The sequence below is a fragment of the Hymenobacter sp. BT188 genome (assembly GCF_014333585.1).
Classification (GTDB): Bacteria; Bacteroidota; Bacteroidia; order Cytophagales; family Hymenobacteraceae; genus Hymenobacter.
Window position 1 is genome coordinate 427,598 of the sequence record NZ_JACSCW010000002.1, and the last position, 18,415, is coordinate 446,012.

Annotated in this window: 17 protein-coding genes and 1 pseudogene; 17 read left to right on the forward strand and 1 reads right to left on the reverse strand. The window is 52.3% G+C overall.

Annotation, left to right across the window (positions count from 1 at the left end; all coding sequences use genetic code 11):
- Window positions 1–30: 30 nt before the first annotated feature.
- The 13 genes and pseudogenes from glf to H8B13_RS05995 all read left to right on the forward strand — a co-directional run bounded on the left by glf (window position 31) and on the right by H8B13_RS05995 (window position 14,217).
- Window positions 31–1,212 carry a UDP-galactopyranose mutase gene (gene glf, locus H8B13_RS05950; RefSeq protein ID WP_187309893.1) on the forward strand — a complete coding sequence of 394 codons (1,182 nt, stop codon included), beginning with the start codon at window positions 31–33 and terminating at the stop codon, window positions 1,210–1,212.
- Window positions 1,213–1,501: 289 nt separating this feature from the next.
- Window positions 1,502–1,780, forward strand: coding sequence for a hypothetical protein (locus H8B13_RS20985; protein WP_222841345.1), 279 nt, complete (start codon window positions 1,502–1,504; stop codon window positions 1,778–1,780).
- On the forward strand, window positions 1,765–2,007 hold the full coding sequence (locus tag H8B13_RS20990; RefSeq protein ID WP_222841346.1) for a hypothetical protein: 243 nt from the start codon (window positions 1,765–1,767) through the stop codon (window positions 2,005–2,007). Before H8B13_RS20985 ends, H8B13_RS20990 begins: the two co-directional genes overlap by 16 nt.
- Window positions 2,008–2,094: 87 nt before the next feature.
- Window positions 2,095–2,394 carry a sugar nucleotide-binding protein gene (locus H8B13_RS20995; RefSeq protein ID WP_222841347.1) on the forward strand — a complete coding sequence of 100 codons (300 nt, stop codon included), beginning with the start codon at window positions 2,095–2,097 and terminating at the stop codon, window positions 2,392–2,394.
- Between the two features lie 18 nt (window positions 2,395–2,412).
- Window positions 2,413–2,808, forward strand: a pseudogene (locus H8B13_RS21000) (sugar nucleotide-binding protein); the annotation flags it as partial.
- A gap of 222 nt (window positions 2,809–3,030) precedes the next feature.
- Window positions 3,031–6,444 (forward strand): preprotein translocase subunit SecA, encoded by a 3,414-nt coding sequence (gene secA / locus H8B13_RS05960; RefSeq protein WP_187309894.1) that lies wholly within the window; start codon window positions 3,031–3,033, stop codon window positions 6,442–6,444.
- A gap of 197 nt (window positions 6,445–6,641) precedes the next feature.
- Entirely contained in the window at window positions 6,642–7,319 is a 678-nt protein-coding gene (gene deoC, locus H8B13_RS05965; RefSeq protein WP_187309895.1) for a deoxyribose-phosphate aldolase, read from the forward strand.
- Window positions 7,300–7,827, forward strand: coding sequence for a sporulation protein (locus H8B13_RS05970; protein WP_187309896.1), 528 nt, complete (start codon window positions 7,300–7,302; stop codon window positions 7,825–7,827). The genes deoC and H8B13_RS05970 overlap by 20 nt, the downstream gene beginning before the upstream one ends.
- Window positions 7,828–7,925: 98 nt before the next feature.
- On the forward strand, window positions 7,926–9,164 hold the full coding sequence (locus H8B13_RS05975) for a M20 family metallopeptidase (protein WP_187309897.1): 1,239 nt from the start codon (window positions 7,926–7,928) through the stop codon (window positions 9,162–9,164).
- The gene (locus tag H8B13_RS05980; protein ID WP_187309898.1) at window positions 9,157–10,008 is read left to right on the forward strand and encodes a hypothetical protein; all 852 of its coding nucleotides are present in this window, start codon (window positions 9,157–9,159) and stop codon (window positions 10,006–10,008) included. Before H8B13_RS05975 ends, H8B13_RS05980 begins: the two co-directional genes overlap by 8 nt.
- 338 nt (window positions 10,009–10,346) lie before the next feature.
- Window positions 10,347–10,811 carry an Hsp20/alpha crystallin family protein gene (locus tag H8B13_RS05985; RefSeq protein WP_187309899.1) on the forward strand — a complete coding sequence of 155 codons (465 nt, stop codon included), beginning with the start codon at window positions 10,347–10,349 and terminating at the stop codon, window positions 10,809–10,811.
- A 188-nt stretch (window positions 10,812–10,999) separates the two neighbouring features.
- Entirely contained in the window at window positions 11,000–12,508 is a 1,509-nt protein-coding gene (locus H8B13_RS05990; RefSeq protein ID WP_261990250.1) for a Do family serine endopeptidase, read from the forward strand.
- Between the two features lie 110 nt (window positions 12,509–12,618).
- A complete protein-coding gene (locus tag H8B13_RS05995) occupies window positions 12,619–14,217 on the forward strand; it encodes an aldehyde dehydrogenase family protein (protein WP_187309900.1) in 1,599 nt (532 codons plus the stop codon).
- 74 nt (window positions 14,218–14,291) lie between these two features.
- Here the strand turns inward: H8B13_RS05995 and H8B13_RS06000 are convergent, their stop codons facing one another.
- Window positions 14,292–14,807 carry a hypothetical protein gene (locus H8B13_RS06000; RefSeq protein ID WP_187309901.1) on the reverse strand — a complete coding sequence of 172 codons (516 nt, stop codon included), beginning with the start codon at window positions 14,805–14,807 and terminating at the stop codon, window positions 14,292–14,294.
- Between the two features lie 197 nt (window positions 14,808–15,004).
- On the opposite strand from H8B13_RS06000, the gene H8B13_RS06005 reads away from it, so the two are divergent.
- The 4 genes from H8B13_RS06005 (at window position 15,005) to H8B13_RS06020 (ending at window position 18,398) form a co-directional block, all read left to right on the forward strand.
- On the forward strand, window positions 15,005–15,565 hold the full coding sequence (locus H8B13_RS06005) for an RNA polymerase sigma factor (RefSeq protein WP_187309902.1): 561 nt from the start codon (window positions 15,005–15,007) through the stop codon (window positions 15,563–15,565).
- Window positions 15,566–15,664: 99 nt separating this feature from the next.
- On the forward strand, window positions 15,665–16,414 hold the full coding sequence (locus tag H8B13_RS06010) for a hypothetical protein (RefSeq protein ID WP_187309903.1): 750 nt from the start codon (window positions 15,665–15,667) through the stop codon (window positions 16,412–16,414).
- On the forward strand, window positions 16,411–17,661 hold the full coding sequence (locus tag H8B13_RS06015) for a hypothetical protein (RefSeq protein WP_187309904.1): 1,251 nt from the start codon (window positions 16,411–16,413) through the stop codon (window positions 17,659–17,661). The genes H8B13_RS06010 and H8B13_RS06015 overlap by 4 nt, the downstream gene beginning before the upstream one ends.
- 179 nt (window positions 17,662–17,840) lie before the next feature.
- Entirely contained in the window at window positions 17,841–18,398 is a 558-nt protein-coding gene (locus tag H8B13_RS06020) for a PPC domain-containing DNA-binding protein (protein WP_187309905.1), read from the forward strand.
- Window positions 18,399–18,415: the final 17 nt, after the last annotated feature.

Sequence of the window (18,415 nt, forward strand, 5' to 3'; positions counted from 1 at the left end):
CTTATTCCTCACCAAAACACAAACTTAGCTATGTTCGATTATCTGATCGTTGGGGCCGGCTTCGCTGGCAGCGTACTAGCCGAACGGCTCGCTACCCGCTCTAACAAAAAAGTTTTGATTATTGATAAGCGCAACCACATTGCTGGTAACGCCTATGATCATTACAACGAAGATGGTGTGCTGGTGCACAAATATGGCCCTCACATTTTCCACACTAACTCAAAAGACGTATTCGAATACCTTTCCAATTTTACTGATTGGCGCCCTTACGAGCACCGCGTACTGGCCTCCGTCGATGGTCAAATGGTGCCGATGCCGATTAATCTGGACACCATTAATAAGCTTTATGGGCTTAGCCTGAATAGCTTTGAGGTGGAGCAGTTTCTGGAGTCGTTGGCCGAAACCATTCCGGTTATCAAAACGTCGGAAGACGTGGTAGTAAGCAAGGTTGGCCGCGAGCTGTACGAGAAGTTCTTTAAGAACTACACGCGCAAGCAGTGGGGCATGGACCCGTCGGAACTGGATAAGTCAGTGACCTCGCGCGTGCCTACCCGCACCAACCGCGACGACCGCTACTTCACCGATACGTACCAGGCTATGCCGCTACACGGCTATACCCGTATGTTTGATAAGATGCTCGATCATCCGAACATCAAGGTGATGCTCAACACAGATTATCACGAAATCATCGACTTTGTGCCCTTCAAGGAAATTATCTTTACGGGACCGGTTGATGAGTATTTCGACTTCAAGTTTGGTAAACTGCCTTATCGCTCGCTGGAGTTCAAGCACGAAACACTGAACGTAGAGAAGTTCCTGGCTGCGCCGGTAGTTAATTATCCTAACGAGCACCTGTACACGCGCATTACCGAGTTCAAGGCTCTCACTGGTCAGCAGCACCCCAAGACCAGCGTAGTATATGAGTATCCTAAAGCTGAAGGAGACCCTTACTACCCAATTCCGCGCCTCGAAAATGCTGAGTTATATAATAAGTACAAGAAGTTAGCTGACGAAACGCCCAATGTTCACTTTGTAGGTCGCTTGGCTACCTATAAGTACTACAACATGGACCAAGTAGTGGCACAAGCGCTCACCTTGTATAAGAAGCTAACCGAGAAAACGGAAGAAGCTCAGCAAGCCAAAAAACCAGCTATTTCCGGCTCGACTTCATTAGTAGAAAAGCTGGTTTCCCGCGCTCCGGCTAAGGAATAACGTTTTAACTACAAACGGATGTCAGACGTCTGTCACCCTGTGTAGGGAATGAGTCAACTTTAAGTCAAAAAAGCTCCCCAGCTCCTGACCATAAAGCTCCTCGTTCCGCGCAGGGTGACAGAACTGTTTTCGAATGGTGCCAACTCAACAGTTTTGATGCAGGTGCAGGCAGCCCTAAACTGATAGAAGGATGGAAAAAGTAGACATGTGGGGAGGCGTTGAGTGCACCATACGACGAATTGGCGATGGGTATTCCGACTAGCTCGTGAGCAGTGGCAACCGCACCTGAATGGAGGACTTAGACCAATTCGCTGAGTTAGGAATTAGTAAGCTGAGCTACCCCATACTCTGGGAGCAGGTAGCGCCGGAAAGCCTAGATAATCCAGACTGGACATGGACCGATGAGCGCATAGCCCGCCTGCGCGAACTGGGAATCGACCCCATTGTTACCTTATTACATTACGGCAGCGGCCCGCGCTACACGGCCCTGCACAAGGATAGCTTTGCGCCCCACTTGGCGCGCTTTGCCCGTATAGTAGCCGTGCGCTATCCGTGGATAAGTGGATAAAGCACTATACGCCCGTAAACGAGCCTCTGACCACTGCCCGCTTCAGGGGCCTGTACGGCATCTGGTATCCGCACGCTTTCGATGATCATACGTTCGTCCGGATTCAGCTGAATTATATAAGGGGCGTGAGGGATGCGATGAAGACTATTCGGGAAGTGAATCCGGAGGCCCAACTCATACAGACCGAGGATCTGGGCAAGACGCATTGCACTCCAGGCTTGGCCTGACAAACCGAATTCGAAAATATCCGGCGCTGGCTCACCTGCGATTTGCTCTGCGGGTACGTTGATCGGCACCATTCCTTTTGGTGCTACTTGCCTAAGAATGGTGCATCGGAGACCGAATTGCTGGAGCTTGCCAAAGACCCTTTTCCACCTGATATATTTAGTATCAACTACTACATCACTGCCGCCTGCGCCTACCGCGAAATTCCTTTTCTAACATTTTCTTCTGACCTCGTATTCGACGATAATAAGTCGTCCCCTTATGTAGAAACGGATACTCCTTGCCCCCTAAACGTGTATGGCAATAGCAAGCGCCCCGCCGAGCGTGATATGCTGGCTGGCTTGCCAAATGCGTTGGTAGTGCGTACAAGTGCCTTTTTTAGCCCCTAAGATGAGTACAACTTCGTATACTTTGCCTTGCGGACGGGGCATCACAAGCAAGCATTCGAGGCTGCCGACGATGTTTTGATTTCGCCTACCTATGTTCCGGATTTGATAAATAAGTCGCTCAACCTGCTCATTGACGAGGAGAAAGGCGTGTGGCACTTAGCTAATCAGGGTACCTATACCTTGGCCGATTTGGCGCGTTTGGCCGCCGATATGGCTAATCTGGATACCTCCTTCGTGGTACCGCGCTCTATGCAGGCATTTGGCTTGGCTGCGGCTCACCCGATGTATAGCGTTCTGAGCAGCGAGCACGGCAATATGATACCCTCAGTGGAGGAGCGGCTGGGGCGGTGCGTATCCGAAATGATGGATAATATCAGCAACTCTTCCGAAGAGCATATTGCCGTAGCGTCTTAAAGTAGCTTGGAGTCGCAACGGCTACACACCGTCATTTCTGTTCTGATTAGTCAAAAAAGCCCCCCAGAGCCTGACAACTTTTCTGTCCCGGAAACCCCGCACACTCTTTGAGGTGACGGGGTTTCGCCGTTTTGGAGGCTGGGGGGCATTTTGGCCGGTACTTTCCCAAAAACGCCGTAAATTTGGAGTGCGCCTTGGCGTTTTAAGCTAAATAATATCCGCATGTTTGATTTTCTAGGGAAAACCGTCGCCAAGATTTTCGGCTCCAAATCGGAGCGGGACTTGAAGGAGATTATCCCATACGTGGCGCTTATCAACGCCGAATATGCCAAACTGGCATCGCTCTCCGACGACCAGCTGCGCGAGCAGACCCAGGAAGTCCGTGCGCGTATCGATGCTCACCTCAAGGCTACCGACGACCAGATAGCCAGCCTGCATCAGCGCATCACTGACCAGCCGAACCTGGATATCACGCAGAAAGAGCAGCTCTTCGACCAGATCGACGCGCTCGAAAAGCAGCGTAATAAGGAGCTGGAAGTAGTGCTGCTGCAAGTGCTGCCTGCGTCTTTTGCTATTGTAAAAGAAACGGCGCGCCGCTATAAAGAAAACGGTCAGCTCACCGTTACTGCCACCGACTACGACCGCGAATACGCGACCCGCAAGCAGAACGTCACCATTCAGGGCGACCAGGCCGTGTGGGCAAACAAGTGGATTGCCGGCGGCGCCGAAATCACCTGGGACATGGTGCACTACGATGTGCAGCTGATTGGCGGTGTGGTGCTGCACCAAGGTAAGATTGCCGAAATGGCAACGGGTGAAGGTAAAACGCTGGTTTCGACTTTGCCTGCCTTCCTCAATGCGCTGGCTAAGCGCGGCGTACACCTTGTAACGGTGAACGACTACCTCGCCAAGCGTGACTCGGAGTGGAATGCGCCGCTGTTCGAGTTTCACGGCATCACCGTAGACTGCATCGACAAGCACCAGCCGAACACGGATGCGCGCCGCCGCGCCTACGCTGCCGACATTACCTACGGCACCAACAACGAGTTTGGCTTCGACTACCTGCGTGACAACATGGCGCGCGAAACCGAAGAGCTAGTGCAGCGCAAGCACCACTACGCTATGGTCGACGAAGTTGACTCTGTACTGATTGACGATGCCCGGACGCCGCTGATTATCTCCGGCCCGGTTCCACGTGGTGATGTACACGAATTTTATCAGCTGAAGCCCCGCATTCAAATGCTGGTGGACGCTCAGAAAAAGATAGTGCAGGACTATTTGGTGCAGGCTCGTAAGCTCATTAAGGAAGGTAAAGACGGTGCAGAAGCTGGTGGGAAGGATGGCGAAGGTGGGTTGATGCTGTTCCGTGCTTACCGTGGCCTGCCCAAGAGCAAGCCACTGATCAAGTTCTTGTCGGAGACCGGTATGCGTGCCATTCTCCAAAAGACGGAGAACTTCTACCTAGCCGACAACTCGCGGCAGATGCCAAAGGCCGATGAGCCGTTGTACTTCACGATCGACGAGAAAAATAACCAGATTGAGCTGACTGAAAAGGGCATCGACCTGATTACGGCTCAAGGTGAAGATCCGCAGCTATTCATCATGCCCGACATCGGGATGGAAATAGCCAAAATCGAGAATAGCAAAGCCATTGGCGACGAGGATAAGCTGCACCAGAAGGAAAAGCTGATGCAGGACTATCAAGAGAAGTCTGAGCGGGTACACACCGTAAACCAGCTGCTGAAGGCCTACACGCTGTTTGAGCGCGACGACCAATATATCCTAACCGAAGATGGCAAGGTGAAAATCGTGGATGAGCAGACCGGCCGCGTAATGGAAGGTCGTCGCTACTCCGATGGCTTGCACCAGGCTATTGAAGCGAAGGAGAACGTGCGCGTAGAAGATGCCACCCAGACCTACGCTACCGTTACCCTCCAGAACTACTTCCGCATGTACCATAAGCTGGCCGGTATGACTGGTACGGCCGAAACGGAAGCGGGCGAGTTCTGGCAGATCTACAAGCTCGACGTAGTCGTGATTCCGACCAACCGTCAGATCTCACGCAAAGACGAGCACGACAAGGTTTATAAGACGGTGCGTGAGAAGTACAATGCCGTAGCCGAGGAGATTCAAACATTGGTACAAGCTGGCCGCCCCGTGCTGGTGGGTACTACTTCGGTAGAAATTTCGGAACTGGTAAGCCGTATGCTGAAGCTGCGCGGTATTCAACACCAGGTGTTGAACGCTAAGCAAAACCAGCGCGAAGCAGAGATTGTGGCCGGTGCAGGCTTCCCCGGCACTGTGACCATTGCCACCAACATGGCTGGTCGTGGTACCGACATCAAGCTGAAAGAAACCTCTCGCGAGTCGGGTGGTCTGGCTATTATCGGTACGGAACGGCACGAAAGCCGCCGGGTTGACAGGCAGTTGCGCGGTCGTGCCGGTCGTCAGGGCGACCCAGGTTCTTCACAGTTCTTCGTGTCGTTGGAAGATAACTTGATGCGTTTGTTCGGCTCGGACCGCATTGCTAAACTCATGGACCGTATGGGTCTGGAGGAAGGCGAAGTGATTCAGCACTCCATGATTACAAGCAGCATTGAGCGAGCCCAGAAGAAAGTGGAGGAAAATAACTTCGGTACGCGGAAGCGCCTGTTGGAGTACGACGACGTAATGAACGCTCAGCGCGAAGTGGTGTACAAGCGTCGCCGCAACGCCCTGTTTGGTGAGCGTCTAGAATTGGATATCTGGAACATGATTTACGATGTCTGCGACGACATCGTGAACGTGCACAAGATCAGCAACGACTACGAGGACTTCAAGCTGGCCGTTATCCGGGTGTTCGGTTACGATACCCACCTTACGGCTCAGGATCTGACGGGCTCGCAGGCGCCTGCGTTGGCGCAGAAGCTGTACGATGAAGCTCTTGGCTATTATCAGAGCAAGAATGACCACATCGCGGCCAACACCTTGCCGCTGGTTAATGACCTGATCAACCAGAATGCGCCTTTCGAGAACATCGCCATTCCGTTCACTGATGGCCGCAAGCAGATTACGGTAGTTACCAACCTACGCCGCAACCAAGCCACCGGAGGCCACGAAACAATTCGGGGCATGGAGAAAATCGTGGTGCTTTCAACCATTGATACGGCTTGGACTCAGCATCTGCGTCAGATGGACGATTTGAAGCAGGTAGTTCAGAACGCGGTGTACGAACAGAAAGACCCGCTGTTGGTGTACAAGTTTGAGTCGTTTGAGCTGTTCAAGCAGATGATTGGCAAAGTGAACGAGGAAACCGTATCCTTCCTTTTCCGCGCCGACATCCCGATGCAGCAGGAAAGCGGCCACACCCAAGAGCCGGAGTTCTTTGTAGAGGCCGATTTGCCCCCCGCACCGAAAGCTCCCAAGCTGAAGGCGCAGAAGGAAGTATCCTCAGTTTCACTCGGTGCCGGACCAGAAGATATGGGCCCCGAGCCGGCTCCGGTACTGGAAAAACAGCAGCCAGCGCGCGCTCACAAAGTGGCTAATCGCAACGATAAAGTAAGCGTGCAGTACATGGATGGCCGCATCGTGCGCGATGTGAAGTACAAAACCGTAGAGGATGATGTGCTGAATAACCGCTGCGTGTTGGTTGACTAACATCAGCCCTGAGTTCAGCAATTGAAGCGAGTGGCAGGTGGCTTTTTAGGAAGCTGTCTGCCATTTGTTATTTGGCAGTGTTTCTGTGTATGCTAGGCACCGGAAATACTGACCATTGGCGTGCTAAAGCAAACACTGGTGGCTGTGCAAATCCGATTTAGCGCTACCTTACCTTTGCCTTCTTGTTGATTCAGTTTATGAGCCTTCCTGTTGCCCAACTTGCTGCTTCCATCGATCATACCTTATTGCGCCCCGATGCTACGCCAGATGAAATAGCCCAATTGTGCGCCGAAGCAGTGCAGTTTAAATTTGCTACGGTGTGTGTGCCGCCTTGCTACGTGCGTTTTGCCGCCGAGCAACTGCGGGGGGCAATTCCGGTGTGTACCGTGGTTGGCTTTCCGCTGGGGTATCAAATCACCAAAGTCAAGTTTTTTGAAGCTCATCAAGCGCTCAACGATGGAGCGACAGAAATTGATATGGTTATCAATATCGGCGCCTTTAAGTCGGGAAGAGTAGAGGAAGTAGAAGACGAAATTGGCCAGTTGGTAGAGCTTTGTCACTTCAAAAACGCAATTTTGAAGGTGATTATCGAAACGGCTCTACTTACGGAAGAAGAGATAATAACCGCTTGCCGGATCTGCGCGGCTGTGGGGGCCGATTTTGTGAAAACATCGACCGGGTTTGCTGCCCGTGGGGCTTCTGTAGCCGATATTACCCTTATGCGTGACCATTTGCCCCCCAGAGTCCGCATAAAAGCTGCGGGGGGCATTCGGACCCGGGTAGCGGCGCTAGCTTTGCTGGCAGCTGGTGCCCACCGAATAGGGTCCTCCAATAGTTTGGTTCTGTTGAAAGAAGATGAAATTCCTGCTACGTAACGTGTTCTTATTTTCCGCCTTACTCTCGCTGGCGTCGTGTGCGGCCTCAGGAGTTGGTAAGGCCATTACCCCCGATACTACCCGGCGGTCGGTGCCGGCCGAAGATCTGAGCCGTTACCGGCCCGTATTCACATCGCCGGCAGCTACTGCCCAGCCCGTTGGTCCGAAGCCCGCCGTAATGCCGACAAATCACGTGAACAGCCAGATTGACCAACGTCTTCGCGATCAAGCTGTCACCAACATGAACGTGAAGTATGCCCAAGGCTACCGCATTCTGGCTTACGTAGGCTTGGAGCGTGACCAGGCAATGGCAATCCGCCGCGCTGTTATTAGTCGCTACCCAGAGGAAACGGACTATATTACTTTTAAACAGCCGACCTATCGTCTGCTTATTGGTGATTACTTAACTCGTTTGGAAGCCGAGCAAGCTATGCTGCGCATCAAGCCCCTGGCGCCGAAAGCCCAACTACAGCCGACGCAAGTAGTGCTGAACAAAACCCGTTTTTAGTCTGCCGGGGGCTACATACCAGATGGCCTGCTAAGCTCTAGCACGCATTCTCTGTATAAAGCCGAATTACCTGCTACCAGAAACACTACGTCTTTACTATGAGCCAGAACCTTATTTCCCGTATCCAACAGCTAGCTGCCGCCACCGCTGCCGAAACTGTTGCTTTACGCGAGCATCTGCACGCGCATCCTGAGCTTTCTTTTCAGGAAGTAAACACGGCTGCTTTTGTAACGGCAGAGCTGAAAAAGCTTGGTTTGACTCCGCAGCCGCTGGCCAATACGGGTGTAGTAGCGCTTATCGAAGGCAATAACCCCGGTAGCCGCACCGTAGCCCTGCGCGCCGATATGGATGCGCTGCCCATTCAGGAAACCAATGACGTACCGTACCGCTCCACTAATCCGGGCGTAATGCATGCCTGCGGTCATGATGTGCACACCTCTTCCTTGCTGGGAACGGCCCGTATTCTGACCCAGTTGCGCACTGAGTTTGAAGGTACTGTTAAGCTCATTTTCCAGCCCGGCGAGGAAATTCTGCCCGGTGGTGCTTCGCTAATGATTAGAGAAGGCGTCCTAGAAAACCCGGCCCCGGCCAGCGTATTTGGTCAGCACGTATTTCCAATGCTGCCTGCAGGTAAGATTGGGTTGCGGCCCGGTCGCTACATGGCCAGCACCGACGAACTCTACATGACTGTGCGGGGTAAGGGCGGCCACGGCGCCATGCCCGAGCAAAATATAGACCCTGTATTGGTTACAGCCCATATCATCGTCGCTGCCCAGCAGATTGTGAGCCGCCGTGCTAATCCTAAGCTACCCTCGGTGCTTTCATTTGGTAAAGTCATCGCGAATGGGGCTACCAATGTCATTCCGAATGAAGTGTACGTGGAAGGTACTTTTCGCACCCTAAATGAAGAGTGGCGTAATGAGGCCCACGTGCATTTGCGTAAGCTGGTGGAAGGTATAGCCGAATCGATGGGAGCCACCTGTGAACTGGAGATTCGCCGAGGCTATCCGTACCTCGAAAATGAGCCGCAGCTGACAGCTCGTACCCGTGCTGCGGCTGAGGAATACTTGGGCGCAGAAAACGTGGTTGAGCTCGATCAGTGGATGGCCGCTGAGGATTTTGCCTACTTCTCCCAGCAAGCTGATGCCTGTTTTTACCGATTAGGCACGAGTACTTCCGACGGGCGCCACAGGTCCTCGGTACATACGCCCACCTTCGACATCGACCCCAAAGCTCTCGAAACTGGTCCTGGTCTTATGGCCTGGCTTACCTTGCGCGAGTTAGGTACCACCGCTCACTCTGTTGCTGCCGATACTTCGGCCACTCTCAATGCATAAAGCTTATTTCGAAAAAATGCCCCCCAGCGTCTGGGGGGTATTTTTGGTTGTTCTAGTAGTTGGGCTGCTAAGCGGATCCGTTGCCCAAGGTCAAAGCCGTCGGGTTGTAAATGGTCTGGGCTTGGCGCCATCACTGCAAGCTGAATATGCGTTGTCCGGCGATGACTATGTATTCTTGGGAACCAATACGCCCTTCTCCACTGGCGGCTTCGATGGTCTTGACCTTGATCGGGTGGGACTGAATGTCGGCTATGAGCGTTTTTGGAACACCCACTGGAGCGGTGGCGCAACTCTAGCACTGAGTGGCTATTCCACGGCTCGTGATGGGGATGTGTCACCGCTTTATGTTGATGTGATTCCAGAGCTGTTTTTGCGGCATTGGAATACGCTAGGCAGCTTCAATTTTCGCCAGAGGCTCGGTCTTGAATACCTAATTCCGGGTGGGGAAGGCAATGAAAGCCGAGCCCGTACACGCCTCCGTTTCGACCTTGATCGGCTGATTCCGGTGGGTAGTGTGGTGCTGCGGCCGCGCCTCTCGTATGAAGCATTTGCATACCTGCGCTTCCAGCGGGACGAAGATGAGCCCAAAGAGCGCACCATTGACTTCACGTCTCTGCGCGCCGAAGTTGGTTTGCGACTATCTGACCATTTGGACTTCACCCCTTGGTTTGCTTACCAAAGTGCGTATAATAACGTGCTCCAACAGACCGACATTGATGGCAAAGTCGTGATTCCGGGAGGCCGCCGCAACTTTGTGACCCCCGTGCTCGGCTTGGATTTGCGCTATACTATTTTCAAGGGTAAGCAGGTATTTGAGCGGCGTCAGCTACCCACGCAGCACTAGCGTTGTCTAAGCATTCTTGGGTTAAATGATGCAAGCGCTAGGGGGCTTTTTTGTTGGATCAGCTTTCCAATTTATGGTAGACAAGCCGAAATCTGTTGCTTGGTCTGATTAAAATTTGCGACATTAAGTCACTGTCTTACACAATCCTAATAGTGTCCCTGAGGTTTATAATGACATTTTTTTGGCCATACTAAAGATCAACTAATTAGCTGTTGTAGCTAATGCAGACTTTTTGGCAGTAGAAATTAGCTATATGAGTGTTGGTACAGAATTTATTCAATGAGGATGTCGCCGCTTTAAAACGGCCTTCTCTTTGACTCTTAAAATTATCTGTAACCATGGCCACTATTCTGTATAACAACCGTCCTGCTACTCGCCCAACCCGCGCTTTCAACTCTGTATTAAATGAGCTTTTGCGCGACACGCTGCCAACCGCTACTGAGCCTGCAAAATCCTTCATTCCCCAGGCCGATATCCTTGAATCTGAGGCTGGCTTTGAGCTGCATTTAGCGTTGCCCGGCGTAGCGAAAGAGGCTGTAAAAATTGATTTCCAAGAAGGTAAGCTTGTGATCAGCGGCGAGCGAAAAGCGCCCGAAGCTCCTGAGGTGAAAGAAGGTGAGACGCAAAATGCCCCCCGATTCCGTCGCGTAGAAACCAACTATGGCAACTTCACCCGCACCTTCCGCCTGCCCGATACAGTGGATGTGACGGCAATTGAAGCCGAAATGACAGACGGTATCCTGCGTGTTCGTTTGCCTTTTGACAATAAGAAAGTGACCAAGCACCACATTGAGGTGCATTAAGAATATGATTTAAAAAAAGGCTCTGTATTTGGAGCCTTTTTTTAAATCTCTCCTGTTGTACATACAAGCAACCTCGCTACGTTAGGTTGCATCTTATAGTAGATAGTAGAAGCGAGATTCATATTTGAACCTTGCGTTTTTTGCTTTAAATTCATCTTCTTCTCATATCCAATCCTCGTTTCTTACCCATGCAAGCAAAACAAATGATGCTCGGCCTGCTCGGTTCTGCCATTCTGGGCGGGGGCGTGGCCGTGGGCGGGTATAAGCTATTAGAGCCTACCAACTCCAACGCGCCGCAGGTAGTAGCCGCCGATCCGAATGTGCGCTATACCAGTGAGTTGCGCAACAGTGATTATGTAGTGCCGGAAGGGCTGAACTTCGTGGCGGCTGCTTCGTCGGTGACGCCGGCCGTGGTGCACGTAATGACGGAGTACGCGCCCAAAATGCGCAGCAATGCCGGCTCTCAGCGCATGGACCCGCTTTTGCGTCAGTTCTTCGGTGAAGATTTTGATCAGTATCATCAGTCGCCGCAGGCTGGCCCTCAGATGGGCTCGGGCTCGGGTGTTATCATCGCGGCTAATGGCTATATCGTCACCAATAATCACGTGATTGACAAGGCCGATAAAATTGAAGTCGTACTGGACGATAAGCGTAAATACAAGGCTGAGTTGGTGGGCACTGATCCTACCACCGACCTTGCCCTCCTGAAGGTACAAGCCGACAACCTGCCCTTTGTGCGCTACGGCAACTCCGACAATGTGAAGGTTGGGGAGTGGGTGCTGGCTATCGGTAACCCGTTCAACCTTAACTCGACCGTAACGGCTGGTATTATTTCCGCGAAAGGCCGCAATATTGGTATTCTGCAGCGCGAAGACCGCATGGGCCTTGAGTCGTTTTTGCAAACTGACGCAGTTGTAAACCGGGGTAACTCGGGTGGTGCGCTGATAAACCTGAATGGCGACCTAGTGGGTATCAACTCGGCTATTGCCTCTCAAAGCGGCAATTTCGAAGGCTATTCTTTCGCGGTGCCTAGCAGCATTGTGAGTAAAGTAGTAGATGACCTGCTGAAATATAAAGTAGTGCAGCGCGCTTTGCTAGGTGTTCAGATCCGGGAAGTAGACGCCCGACTGGCTTCTGAGAAAAAGCTCAAGAACCTCAACGGCGTATATGTTGAGGAACTGAGTGAAAACAGCGCCGCCGCGGCCGCTGGCCTCGAAAAAGGCGACGTGATTACCGAAATCAACGGCGCGAAGGTGAACACTTCATCGCAGTTGCAGGAGCAGGTAGCTCGCTACCGCCCTGGCGACAAGATTAAAGTAGCCTTCCTGCGTGGCAACAACGAGCGCACTGCTACTACTACGCTCCGCAATGCTACCGGCACTACCGATGTGGTACGGGCTGAAGTAGCGAAGGCGGTGAAGTACGAGGGTGCTACGCTGGAGCCTGTGACGAGCCAGGAGTTGAGCAAGCTCGGCATCGAAGGTGGAGCCAAGATCAAGGGCATCCGCGACAGCAACTTCCGCCAGACGGGCATTGCCGATGGCTTCATCATCACCCGCATCGACAAGAATAAGGTTGTTAAGCCCCAGGACGTGCAGCGCTATTTGGAAATTGCCAAAAACGGTGACGGTGCCTTAGTTGAGGGTATTTATCCTGATGGCCGTAAAGCTTACTATCCTATCGGTCAGGCCGAATAAGCGACTTAGTTAGAGCACTAAAAAAGCCCCCCAGAAAACTGGGGGGCTTTTTTGTTAGTTTTGTTACTCTTACATCCCACCCCTTCCCAGCCTTTACTCTCCTTGATTTTATGAAACAAGCACTCGAAGAAGCCACCGCCACGGGCACCGATGTACAAGAGCACGATCCGCACGGTATCAAGGCGGTATTGCGTGAATTAGGCATTGAAGCCCGCAATCCAGCCTTCAGCACCGGTTTGAAATGGGGCGGTGCCAGCAACACCAAGACCCGCGCTATCCATTCGCCCGCTGATGGGCAGCTGATTGGGGAAGTAAGCTTTGCCACCGCCGCCGACTATGAGCAGGTAGTGCAAACGGCTCAAGAGGCATTTCAGACCTGGCGCCTCGTGCCCGCTCCCAAGCGCGGCGAGATCGTCCGCCAAATCGGTAATAAGCTGCGCGACTACAAGGAGCCACTCGGCAAGCTGGTGAGCTACGAGATGGGCAAAATCCTGCAGGAAGGCTTAGGCGAAGTGCAGGAAATGATTGATATCTGCGACTTCGCCGTGGGCCTGTCACGTCAGCTGCACGGCTTCACCATGCACTCGGAGCGGCCCGCCCACCGCATGTACGACCAGTATCACCCGCTGGGCGTAGTCGGTATTATTTCGGCTTTTAACTTCCCGGTAGCCGTGTGGAGCTGGAATGCTATGCTGGCCGCTGTCTGTGGTGATGTGAGCGTCTGGAAACCCTCCGAAAAAACGCCACTCACGGCGGTAGCTGTGCAGCATATTCTGCGCGACGTACTGACCAAGAATGAACTGCCCGAGGGCATTTTTAACCTCATCATTGGTGATGCTGAAATTGGCCAGTTGATGGCCGCCGATGGCCGCGTGCCATTGGTATCGGCTACTGGCTCTACTCGTATGGGCAAGAAGGTAGGCGAAGTAGTAGGCGCTCGTTTGGGCCGGGCGCTACTAGAGTTGGGGGGCAATAATGCCATCATCCTCACCGAGCACGCCGATCTGGATATTGCCATGCGCGCCGTGGTATTCGGTGCTGTGGGCACGGCCGGTCAGCGCTGCACCACTACGCGCCGCCTCATCATTCACGAGTCCATTTTTGAGGACGTAAAGCAGCGTTTGCTCACCATATACCCCAAGCTGCCCATTGGCAATCCGCTGACGGAAGGCACGTTAGTAGGTCCGCTGATTGACGAAGCCGCCGTGCGCGGATTTAGCGAAGCGCTAGCAGCCGTACAGCAGGAGGGAGGTAAAGTGCTGACTGGGGGGCAAATTCTGACCGGCGACCAGTATCCGGGGGGCAATTATGTGCAGCCCGCTTTGGTCGAAGCCGAGAATCAGTACCACACCGTGCAAGAGGAAACCTTCGCGCCCATCCTGTATCTGATTAGATATAGCGGCGACGTGGAGGCAGCCATTGCCTTACAAAATGGTGTGCGCCAAGGCTTATCCTCGTCCATCTTCACCCTAAATATGCGCGAAGCCGAAGCATTTCTGTCGCAGGCGGGCTCCGACTGCGGCATTGCCAACGTCAACATCGGTACTTCCGGTGCCGAGATCGGGGGCGCATTCGGTGGCGAAAAAGAAACCGGCGGTGGCCGCGAATCCGGCTCCGACGCCTGGAAAATCTATATGCGCCGCCAGACAAATACCATCAATTATTCGCGGGAGCTACCCTTGGCGCAGGGGATTAAGTTTGATATATAATCTAGAAAGTAGATAGTTGTAGCCTAAGTTAATTAAGAACAAAGCCCGCCTGGACTACTAGGCGGGCTTTGTTCTTAATCGGCTATCTTGATGTCTCCATGGCCTTTATAATAAAGAATCGAGCCTTCATAAAACACGTAATACATCCGGTATATCTTACCTTTTTCAAATTTGTCGCCGCCGAAAATTGGTAGTTGCAGGCCAAAGCTTTTAGGGGGAATTTCAGTGTTGAATAACACTTTGTAGTTTCCGTCTACGATTACGCATCTACCTGAAAAATTAGATGCCGCAGTTTTTCGATAATCGAAATTAGCAACTCCATATGCTGGATTGACAGGATTGGGGTAGAAACTAATTTCCTGGATACCACCCTGGGGTAGACCATTTAGGTCAATTTCTAAATCAGCAAAAAGCTTTTTTTCTTCATTGCTCCAAGTATTATCTAGCGTCCAGTCAGATGGGTCCTTTTGTGTTTGACGACGGTTCACATCGTCACGGTATTCAATGCCCTCGTATGGACTAAAATCGTCTTTATCCTGGCAGCTGCTGATTACGCCGATCGAAAATAATAAGAGTAAAACTTTCTTCATAAAAATAGTAGTGCAGGTATTAGGAAAGCGTTTCAACAATAAGGCCAGCGTTCTAATTGTTTCCTTAAACCCCGTGCAACCCCACCCTGCATCGACTTGTCTTTCTCTCGCTTACCCATCAGAACGAGCAGTTTAGCGAAGAAATTCGGATATTCACGGGCTGTTATTTTTGAGCATGCACAACCCAAATACCGCACATGGAGGCTTTTGCGTATACTGATATCAACGCCCCATTGGTGGAGCGTTGCCGCCTGGGCGACCGCCGTGCCCAAGCTGAAATCTATAAGCGCTACGCGAAGGCAATGTTCAATGCCTCCCTGCGCATCACCGGCGACTTTGCCGAGGCCGAGGACGTGTTGCAGGAGTCATTTCTGAGCGCGTTTCGCGAGCTGCATAGCTACAAAGGCGACTCATCGTTTGGTAGCTGGCTCAAGCGCATCGTCATTAATAAAAGTATTAACTGCCTGCGCAATAGGCGCTTGCAGCTGGTGCCGCTAGCTGATCAGCACGATTCGGTGGGCTCCGATCAGGACGACGACACCGACTTTACGGAAGTAAGCTGGCGCGCCGACCGATTGCGGCGCTGCATTCAGGAACTACCCGATGGGTATCGCGTAGTACTCTCACTGTACCTGCTCGAAGGCTATGACCACGCTGAAATAGCAGGTATCCTCAACATAACCGAATCAACCTCCAAATCGCAGTATAGCAGGGCCCGAAAAAAATTGCTGGAACTAGGGCGCCAGCACGGATTGTAAAGCACCTAGTAAGTGTTGGATAAACCGGCCGGACTAACGCTCCACCCACATAGCCGCGGATCATGGTCGAAGGGAAGAAACGTGCGAATAACCACCTGTATGAACGAGAATAAGAAATCACTTGAAGCTTTCGTAGAGCAGCACCGCGCCGACTTCGACGCGTTCGAGCCGCGTCCCGATCTGTGGGACAGCATCGAAGAGGAGCTGACGACGCACTCTGTGGCGTTCGACGACACGGAGGAAGTGCCCTTGCGCGTGATAAAACTGGCCCCCGAGCCAGTAATACCAGCCAAAAAAGCTTCCTGGAATAGCCGCTTTGGCATTGCCGCCGCTATTGCCGTTACGGTACTAGCCGGTGGGGGGCTTTTCTGGCAAAACTCCGCCTCGCCAACTGCCTCTGTTTGGACAAGCATTAGTCCTGCGCCTTACCTTACCATGGCTCCTACTGAGGAAGAAACCAACGACTCCTTTTATTACGGAACCAACCCTGTAGCTACAGCGGCAGCTAATGCGCCTACCCAGCGTCTGAACACGGCGGTGAAGCAAATGGAAACCTACTTTGCCTCCCAGATTAAAGAACGGGCCGGCGAGTTGCGCCAGTTGGAAGAAGAAAGCTCTAACGCTCCCGCCGCTGATTGGCAACGGGAGCTAGCAGTGCTCGACTCAACGTATGCTCAACTCAAAACCGAGCTATACCGCAACCCAGAGCCTGATATGGTGCTCGATGCCATGAATCGCAACCTGCAAATCAGGGTTGATATCTTAAACCAGCAGTTGCGGACCCGCGAAAGAATGCTGGAGTACCACACTGATGAGCCAGAAGTGGCCAAAAACAGTCGCAAGCGATGAAAACGGTCCTGATGGGTTTTAACTATTGTCTGTTGTCGCTGGCTGCGAGCCTGCTGCTGATTTCGCAAGGAAAAGCTGAGCAGCTTTCTCCACTGGAGCCGACGACTGTTGTCATTGATAATTATCACCAAGGAACTGGCACCGCTCAGCCAAGTATGCCGCAGCAGGGTGGCGCTTCACCTTCCACGGCGCCAGTACAGCAAGGCAGCCAAGGCCAGCAGGAGATGAGTGCAGTGCCTGCCGTAGAAAAAAGCCGCAAGCTGAGCCGCACCTTTGCGGCTCGTGCCGACAAGCCATATTCCCTGCAAACCCGTTACGGCCGCGTCCAGATTAATACCTGGAACCGCACCGAAATCCGCACCGACGTCGACATCATTACCCGCGCCGACTCTGACGAAAAAGCGCAGGAGCTGATGAATATGATTCAGGTGAAAATGCTGGAAAACGACCCAAATACGGGCGGAATTGCCGTTCAGTCGAAGTTTGGGGCTATGCCTAATGGCTGCGCCAGTCGGCAGCGACTCTACGAAGTGAATTACACCGTTTGGCTGCCCAAAAACACGAATTTACGGGTGTACAATACTTTCGGCGACATCAGCATCAATAACGATTTGACAGGCACTACGGAGCTGGCAGTAGAATACGGCAGCCTGCGCACAAGCCGCTTGGATGGTCCGCAGAACCTGTTACGTGTAGGTAATGGTCAGAGCACCATTGCTTTCGCCGGCAAAGCCAGCATCGATGCTTCTTACTCCAAACTCCGCTTAGATGCGGGGGAAGTGGTAGACTTGCGCAACAACTACTCCGACATCGACATCGGTACTGTGCGCGATCTGACGGTACACAGCAAGTACGGCGACGTGGCTCTGGGTACTGTTCGCAACCTGCGCGGCTCGTCGGGCTTCTCCAAGTTTAGCATTGATCAGTTAAATGATCAGTTGGATATGAAAGTGCAGTATTGCCCTGTGTTTGAAGTTCGCAACACCGGTAAAAACTTCCGTCAGATTAATCTGGATGGGGGCTACAGTACTTTCCTGCTAAATTTCTCGGAAGGTGCCGGCTTTGACTTTGATGTAAATACTCAGCACGGCAAGCTGTTAGTAGACAAAGAGTTAGTGCGCGTCCGGTCGGAGGAAAGTAGCTCCACCACCAGCGATACGCAAGGCAAGTTCGGTGGGGCCAGCGCCAAAAATTCGGGTAACGTAAACATCAAAGTGCGCTACGGCAACGTGAGCTTTAATAAATAGGGCGCTGCAACGCCCTCATCACTATCGTTCTGGTGGTGAGTGCAGAAGGATAGTGAGAAGAGGAGAAAAATCAGCTAGAGCTGGCTTTTCTCCTCTTTATTTTTTGCTATACTCTACACTGGGGGCAAAATTCATTCACTGTTGGTCAGCGGCTACCTTTGCGCTACCAACCTGTATATATGCGCCTTTTACTCACTATTTTTTTGCTGGGACTAACTGTTTTAAAGGCTATTGCTCAAACCAAGACCGCTATGTCCTCGCCTGCTACACCCGTCGTAGCCGCCCTATCGTCGCCTATGCGCACGTATGCGCTCCGCTTGGCACCTGGTCAGGATTTGCGGCAGCAACTGCAGGTTTTTGCACAGGCCAATCAGATAAAGGCCGCCACTATTGTTACGGGCGTTGGTAGCCTAACCACTGTTAAGTTGCGCCTCGCCAATCAGCCTGGACCAACTGAGTATAAAGGGCATTTTGAGGTAGTGTCGCTGGTGGGTACGCTCTCCATAAATGGCAGCCACCTGCATCTGGCCGTTGCTGATTCTACGGGCCGGACTATTGGGGGTCATTTAGTAGATGGCAACCTGGTTTACACCACAATGGAACTGGTAGTGGGTGTGCTGGAAGAGCTGGACTTTCGGCGCGAAACAGATCCTGTTTCTACCTATCAGGAGTTGGTGGTTTATCCGGCTGATCATAAGGCCAAAAAGGCGCGACAAAACAAATCTCCAAAGCCATAAAGTAGTGCCATTCCAGT

Coding starts and splice junctions, on each gene's coding strand:
- glf (WP_187309893.1), top strand. CDS start 31: ATGTTCGATTATCTGATCGTTGGGGCCGGCTTCGCTGGCAGCGTACTA.
- H8B13_RS20985 (WP_222841345.1), top strand. CDS start 1,502: ATGGAGGACTTAGACCAATTCGCTGAGTTAGGAATTAGTAAGCTGAGC.
- secA (WP_187309894.1), top strand. CDS start 3,031: ATGTTTGATTTTCTAGGGAAAACCGTCGCCAAGATTTTCGGCTCCAAA.
- deoC (WP_187309895.1), top strand. CDS start 6,642: ATGAGCCTTCCTGTTGCCCAACTTGCTGCTTCCATCGATCATACCTTA.
- H8B13_RS05970 (WP_187309896.1), top strand. CDS start 7,300: ATGAAATTCCTGCTACGTAACGTGTTCTTATTTTCCGCCTTACTCTCG.
- H8B13_RS05975 (WP_187309897.1), top strand. CDS start 7,926: ATGAGCCAGAACCTTATTTCCCGTATCCAACAGCTAGCTGCCGCCACC.
- H8B13_RS05980 (WP_187309898.1), top strand. CDS start 9,157: ATGCATAAAGCTTATTTCGAAAAAATGCCCCCCAGCGTCTGGGGGGTA.
- H8B13_RS05985 (WP_187309899.1), top strand. CDS start 10,347: ATGGCCACTATTCTGTATAACAACCGTCCTGCTACTCGCCCAACCCGC.
- H8B13_RS05990 (WP_261990250.1), top strand. CDS start 11,000: ATGCAAGCAAAACAAATGATGCTCGGCCTGCTCGGTTCTGCCATTCTG.
- H8B13_RS05995 (WP_187309900.1), top strand. CDS start 12,619: ATGAAACAAGCACTCGAAGAAGCCACCGCCACGGGCACCGATGTACAA.
- H8B13_RS06000 (WP_187309901.1), bottom strand. CDS start 14,807: ATGAAGAAAGTTTTACTCTTATTATTTTCGATCGGCGTAATCAGCAGC.
- H8B13_RS06005 (WP_187309902.1), top strand. CDS start 15,005: ATGGAGGCTTTTGCGTATACTGATATCAACGCCCCATTGGTGGAGCGT.
- H8B13_RS06010 (WP_187309903.1), top strand. CDS start 15,665: ATGAACGAGAATAAGAAATCACTTGAAGCTTTCGTAGAGCAGCACCGC.
- H8B13_RS06015 (WP_187309904.1), top strand. CDS start 16,411: ATGAAAACGGTCCTGATGGGTTTTAACTATTGTCTGTTGTCGCTGGCT.
- H8B13_RS06020 (WP_187309905.1), top strand. CDS start 17,841: ATGCGCCTTTTACTCACTATTTTTTTGCTGGGACTAACTGTTTTAAAG.